Raw genomic sequence first — 6,579 nt, 5'->3', positions numbered from 1 at the left:
ACCAAGAGAATTTCGGTGCTATCAATATTGTCTTTCCAATAGAGTTTGGCAACATCATCTTGTGGTTCGATCTTGAGATAGAAAATGTTGCCGTTAGCAAGCTGGAGGATGCCATATACATTAGTGGGAATTGAAGCATCCAGTTCCTTCATCCGATCGACAAAAGCTTTACGTTCTGGTAGTTGTGATAAAGTCTCGATCGTATAGTCAGCCTGAGCCTTTACCCATTGCTGTACTGTCGGATCGTTAAAATCTTCCATGTAGCGATAGTTGTCTACTACGTCTGTGCCAAAGTAGTTGTCTGTGACAGGTTGAATCGGTGCAATGGGTTGGTTGTTTATTTCAGTCATATTTAATGCTTTGTAGTTGAGTTTGTGACGATCGGGCAAAAAAGCTGCTAATGTTTCGGTTCGATCGAGGCTGTCACCATTCGATCGATAATTTCCTCACATGTCTCCATTGGCGTTTTGCCCTCAGTGAAAATAGTTAGCGTTGCTAGGTCGTGATTTTGGCTATCTTTAACCCAGTGTGCGATGAAGTCATAGCCATCTTGTACCCAGTCATTTCCACGCTCTGACATACACCGATTCTTCAGTAGGCGAACCGATCGATCGAGGTCGGCAGATGGCAGCAGGAGGATAACATTGGGACATGGTGCGATCGCCTGTTGTACCCGATCGAACATCATCGGATCTTCGTAATGTGTATGTCCGGCTCCCAGATCGAGAACGACATGTCCACAAGTTGCTGAGACGCGCTCGATCGCGTGAACTCGGACTGGCTCCCATTGTCGATGAGTCGCTAAAAAACCCCGATCGGCTCGCAATTTTTGGAATACGGCGATGCCAAAATTGCACTCATTGTAATACGGATCGGCAATCTCATCCATCGAGACACTAGGCAGGTTTAAGCGATCGGCTAATAGTAGTCCCAGCGTACTTTTACCAGCCCCAGTCGGCCCGATGAGGATTAGTTTAGGAAATGGTTGAATAGATTCAAGCACGATAGCTCATTTAAGATTGGGGCAATTTGAGAAGATTTTCTGAAGATTTTCGGGTGCTTGCTTGAGGGAAATCTTCGTAGTCGGACAGCCCATGCTATAGTTTTCGATCGATTCGCTAGTTTAGGACACAAACCCGACCGGAGAGAGCCGCTTCTCAAAGAAGTCGGGTTTGTATCAATACGTTTTGTAGAATGCTACATTCAAGGTCATGTTATCCTGCACGACTCAGCCAAAAATTAGCTGAGTTTGAAGTCACAAGCCAACAGGGTAGGTTGACCGAAGAGACTGGCAAACTGGCCACCATCGCCGAAGCCAACGTCGATACCATTAGTGTTGTAAAAAAGACTGCCGCTACCGCTGTTATAGACGATCGCCGCAGTACTAGTTGACGCTGAAGCATCATCAGTTACGATGGCAAAGTTACTAGCAAAATCTTGGTTAAAAAGGTTAAAGGTAGCCTTGTTCAGACCGATCGAATCTTCCCCAGTTGTAAAGTCATTAATTCTGTCGATACCCAAGGATGCTGCATCGAAAGGTGTCCCATCGCCAAAGACAAATCGGTCTTTTCCCATCCCCCCAGTGAGAATATCATCACCTGCGCCGCCATTGAGCAGATCGTTGCCAGTCGCACCGATGAGGGCATCTTTACCTTCATTACCAAAGAGTCGGTCGTTACCCGCCCCACCGCGAATGTAGTCATCACCAGCACCGCCCTTAATCTTGTCCTTCCCATCGGTACCAAACAAGACATCATCTCCTGCTGTCGGCTGATTTACCCTGTCGGGCGGAACTGGATTTATACCTGCAAGTGCTTCACCGATGAGATTAAGGACATTACCAGCTCCAATATTGTCACGTACTTCTTCGGCATTTTGGCGATCGGTCAACTGCACCAGGTTGGGATTATTTGCCTGCAATTTTTCCAGCACTACTTGCCAGTCTTTGCCTTGCCAGCTAAAGTCCGGCTGATTGAGTTCATCGACAGAAATCTCAGCTAGAGTTAGATCCGCAGGTCGATCGGTTGCCGCACGAAGTTGAGCTATTAATGGATTGCTAGTGTCGGGCAAAAAAGCACTAAAATCGGCGAGAATTCCAGAGCTATGCTTGCGAGTGGCGTAGTCTACTTTGCCAGCTTCTGGCGCAACGGGGATCTCATAAGTACCGACTGTCACTTTACCAGGAATAAAAGCATCGCCGATGAGACTGCGATAGTCTCCGTCAGTAATATAGTGCCTGACTTGACTCGGATCGCCGCCATTTTCAATAAATTTATCGGCAGTCGATCGATCGATTCCTGGTGATACAAACGTTACTGCCGAGCCAATTAATGTGGGGAACGCGCTAGCTGTGAGTTGAGTTAATGCTCCCCCCCGACTCGCTCCGGTGACATCTGGCTTGAACCCTTGGGGGTTAGCCTGTTGGTTATTGGTAATACTGCCGATCCAGTCTTGAATGGCTTGCTGGCTGGCTGTAAACTCTTCGTTACCAACACTAATCGGATTTCCCGCCGCTCCTCCTGGTAGCACTAGTACTGGTGATGTACTGCCATCCTTGGAGCTAAGACCGATTGCTTGACCGCCATCAGCGTAGGGATCGAACACCCGATCGACTTGATAACCAAGGGTATCAAATACCTGCTCTGCCAAAGGTCTAGTTTGAGGATCTGAATATATACCAATTACTTTAGCTAACAGTTCGTATCGAACATCAAATTGTGAATCGGACATCGTTATCTCCTCATAAAATCGATTTAAATCGAACTAATTAAGCTGTCGAACAGGTTGCGTGTCGCTAGTTTGCAGCTAGCCATCCACAGGCAATGATTTTTCATTTCGCAACCCCGCTAGAAAATTCGCAAAAATACTAGTGCTGACAGAGGGCATTTACCTGCAAAGTGCTACACGATCGCACACTTAGTACATGTTAACCCAGTTGCCATAGATTTGAATATTAATCAAGGTCATACAAAATATGACGAAAGTCATACCGATCGAGTACACGATCGACTTAGGATCGATATTGACATCCATCGATCGATTGCTAATGATGAGCCTGCCACCAGTTTCGCCAAAAATGCGTATTTCGCTCCTTGTCATTGAGCTATTTTCTTTATTTGTCTGTATTTGGCTCGATCCTGGCAGCCCACATTTACAAAGATCCCCATGGAAAATCGAACTTATCGCTTTATTTGTCATAGCGATTATTCCCTATATTGCCATTTTGCCTGTCGATCGACCGCTATGGCAAAGACAAATTTATGTTTTATCCGCAATTCTAATCATCATTGGTTTTGAACATCTTTACGTCTTTACTTATCTTTTTTATACTACTATCCTGCTGAAAGGATGCTTTTTGTTGCCAAGACGAGAAAATATTACAATTGCCATATTCTTCCTAATTATTGGCACAGTTAGTTACGCTCTGCGTATGCCTCAAATTATCGATAATTTAACTCAAGGTGATATGAGATACTATCTCAACTGGTCGAGAATGGTACCTAGTTTTCTTGCTTCTAATCTAGGTAGTTGTATGTATGTTTTACTCCTTGGTAGTGTGTGGACAGAAGAGCAAAAATCTCGCCAAAAAGCCGATCGACTCACCAAACAAGTAGAAACTCTCGCTGTCGATTTGGAGCGCAATCGGATCGCTCGCGATATTCACGATACTTTAGGACATTCGCTCACCTCTCTAGACGTGCAGATCGAACTGGCGCAAAGAGTCCAAACAACCGAGCCAATCCGCGCCCAACAAGCGATCGATCTCGCCAAAAAACTTAGCTCTCAAGCCATCGATAATGTCCGTCAAGCCTTGGGAACGATGAAGCGATCGAACTTTGACCTGACCGAAGCAATTGTCGCTCTAACGGAGCAAAATCATCCATTTCAGATAATTGTTGATGTCCACTTTCCACCATTATCGCTCCAATCTAGCTATCAACTTTATTGCATCATTCAAGAATCAATTACCAATATTCAAAAACATGCCCAAGCCGATCGGGTAACGATCGAAAGTAGGATTGTAGATCGCGGCACTATTCTGGAAATTTGCGATAATGGTAACGGCTTCGATCTCGATCGACCCCACGCTGGATTTGGTTTGAGAAATATGAAAGAACGCGTACAATGTTTAGGTGGAGAATTCAATCTCGATAGTAAAATCTGCACGGGCACGCAAATTAAGATATTCGTACCTACATCCAGCTAAAATTGTCGATTCATAACTATAATTTTCTAGCAGCATTTATATATACATCTCATGTAAACCGATGAAACTCGAAAAAATATCTCAACTCAAAGAAAAACTCCAAAAAGAGACAGATCTCTCTAAAATTTGGTTGTATTATATGGATGAATTTGGCGATCGTCCAGAGTTTAGCGATCTCGGTGAGCCAGTTCGACAAGACTTTCTCTTGCAAGTCATTGCACAGGTCTGTCAACAAATCTTCGGCAAACCTACCAATATTGATGGTATCTTGACAATCTATCTTAAAGAATACCAATTTTATCATGCACCCTTCGTGGCAAATAACCATGTTGGCGGAGTAATTTTCTTTGAGGATATTAACACTGGTTTAATAGCCGTTACATCCGCTGCTAGTAAGTTAGCAAAATACTCGCGTTTTACAGGAGTAGCTAAGTCCGATCGCAACGATCGTAATTAATTTATGCTGTTTGTATCGATCGTAGACTAACCCATGATTCGCTTGCTATTAGTTGACGACTTAGCTATTTTTAGGCAAGGATTAGCCGCTCTGATTAACCTCGAACCAGACATCGAAGTTGTCGGCGAAGCTAGTAATGGTGAAGAGGCAATCTTGATGTCAGAAACACTTCGTCCCGATGTGATTTTGATGGATGTAAGGATGCCAATTTGCAATGGTGTTGAAGCAACTAAAGTCATTCATCAGCGGTTTCCGTGGATTCGGATTATGGTGTTGACGACCTTTGATGAAGATGAATATATCTGTCAATCGCTCCAAAATGGCGCACTGGGGTATATCCTCAAAAGTACGCCATCCCGACAATTAGCCACCACGATTCGCAGTCTCGATCGCGGTTTCGGACAACTAGATCCGGCGATCGCCTTGAAGGTATTTGCGCGGATTCCAGAGTCTACTATTACACCATCATCTACATTAGCCATCCTCGAACAATTCAATCATAATGAGATCGAAATCCTCAAGCTAATTGGTAAGGGCAAAAACAACCGCGAAATCGCTCTCGATCTTCACCTGACAGAAGGGACAGTCAAGAATTATGTAACGAATATTTTTAACTATTTAAATCTCCGCTATCGACTGCAAGTTGCTCTCTGGGTTGCTCAAAATCTCGCCGATTCATATACTAATACTTAGCCTCGCTCCGTACAGTTGTAAATTAGGAAAAAATTTGATGTCAACTAACTTTCGACTGATTACGATTCCCATCAGCCATTACAGCGAGAAAGCGCGGTGGGCACTAGATTACTTAGAAATTCCCTATCGAGAACTGGCACACATGCCGCCATTTCATCGGAATGCTACTAAAAAATATGGCGGTACGAGCGTACCTGTTTTAGTGACAGATACGGGTGCGGCGACAGATTCGACCGATATTTTGCGATATTTGGACAGGCTCTATCCCGACAAGTTATATCCGATCGATCCCCAATTACAGTTACTCGGTATTGAGTTAGAAACACTATTTAATGGCACATTAGGCATCCATACTCGCCGCTGGGGATATTCATCTATTCTCACGCCCAAATTAATCTATCCGAAGTGGACTTGCGGCGTGCCATTTTGGGAAAAGTTACTGTTCCCCGTAATTTTCCCCAAGGTTGGCAAAATCATCCGATCGAGTTTTGATATTACTGAGACATCAGCCGCCGAATCCTATCGAGAAATTGAGATTGTCTTTAAGCGGGTTACTGAATTGCTCGCAGATGGACGTAAATATTTACTCGGCGATCGATTTTCGGCGATCGATATTACCTTTGCCGCACTTGCCGCACCAATCATTCAGCCACCAGAGCACCACATTAAGCCTACGGCGCTGGATTTATTACCGATTCAGATGCAAACAGACATGCGGAAGGCACAAGCCACGCCAGCAGGCAAATTTGGCTTGCAGTTGTACCAAGAACATCGATAGGCTCGGAAGCTACTCCCTTCCCAGTGAAGAATTAGACATCTAGTGTGGTGAGTGGATAGTGGATAGTGAATAGTGGATAGTGAATTGCAAATGTCTATTTCTTGGGTGGGAAGGGAGTATGTGAGTCCGATCGCCAAATTTCTGGTTCCAAATCACAACTTAGTTGCTGACATTTGTTACAATTGAAACAAGAGTTCTGTAACCACCTCTGTATTAGCTCCAATTCTGATGACGAGTATGCTCGTCACTACTGAAAATACCGTCTCCAATGAAGAACCACCGCTGAAACTACTGGGTTTGGCGGTGGTTCTTCGTTTCGCGCACTTATTTAATTCTTTCTAACTGTCGCATCACTGACTCATAGGCAGCACTATTATTTTGAGATTGAAATATTTTAGCAGCCGTTTCGAGGTCTTTAGTAGCTGCGGCGTTAGCTTGGAGTTG

General features: G+C 44.3%; 6 protein-coding genes and 1 pseudogene. 4 read left to right on the top strand and 3 right to left on the bottom strand.

Annotation, left to right across the window (positions count from 1 at the left end):
- The 3 genes and pseudogenes from RMO52_RS02050 to RMO52_RS02040 all read right to left on the bottom strand — a co-directional run.
- A pseudogene (locus RMO52_RS02050) lies at nt 1–350 on the bottom strand (S9 family peptidase); the annotation flags it as partial.
- A 47-nt stretch (nt 351–397) separates the two neighbouring features.
- Nucleotides 398–1,003 carry a hypothetical protein gene (locus tag RMO52_RS02045; protein ID WP_310410452.1) on the bottom strand — a complete coding sequence of 202 codons (606 nt, stop codon included), beginning with the start codon at nt 1,001–1,003 and terminating at the stop codon, nt 398–400.
- A gap of 236 nt (nt 1,004–1,239) precedes the next feature.
- Nucleotides 1,240–2,730, bottom strand: a complete 1,491-nt coding sequence (locus tag RMO52_RS02040; RefSeq protein ID WP_310410450.1) for a M10 family metallopeptidase C-terminal domain-containing protein — start codon at nt 2,728–2,730, stop codon at nt 1,240–1,242.
- A gap of 244 nt (nt 2,731–2,974) precedes the next feature.
- Here RMO52_RS02040 and RMO52_RS02035 point away from each other — a divergent pair, with 244 nt between their 5' ends.
- From RMO52_RS02035 to RMO52_RS02020, 4 genes are all read left to right on the top strand, one after another.
- Nucleotides 2,975–4,207, top strand: coding sequence for a sensor histidine kinase (locus RMO52_RS02035; protein WP_310410448.1), 1,233 nt, complete (start codon nt 2,975–2,977; stop codon nt 4,205–4,207).
- Nucleotides 4,208–4,268: 61 nt separating this feature from the next.
- A complete protein-coding gene (locus tag RMO52_RS02030) occupies nt 4,269–4,664 on the top strand; it encodes a hypothetical protein (protein WP_310410446.1) in 396 nt (131 codons plus the stop codon).
- Between the two features lie 33 nt (nt 4,665–4,697).
- A complete protein-coding gene (locus RMO52_RS02025) occupies nt 4,698–5,357 on the top strand; it encodes a response regulator transcription factor (RefSeq protein WP_310410444.1) in 660 nt (219 codons plus the stop codon).
- Nucleotides 5,358–5,394: 37 nt separating this feature from the next.
- Nucleotides 5,395–6,135, top strand: coding sequence for a glutathione S-transferase family protein (locus RMO52_RS02020; protein WP_310410442.1), 741 nt, complete (start codon nt 5,395–5,397; stop codon nt 6,133–6,135).
- The last annotated feature ends 444 nt before the right edge of the window (nt 6,136–6,579 follow it).

Origin of the sequence: Chamaesiphon sp. OTE_8_metabat_110, assembly GCF_031382685.1 — a bacterium.
Classification (GTDB): domain Bacteria; phylum Cyanobacteriota; class Cyanobacteriia; order Cyanobacteriales; family Chamaesiphonaceae; genus Chamaesiphon.
This window is presented reverse-complemented; position numbering and strand designations above follow the sequence as displayed.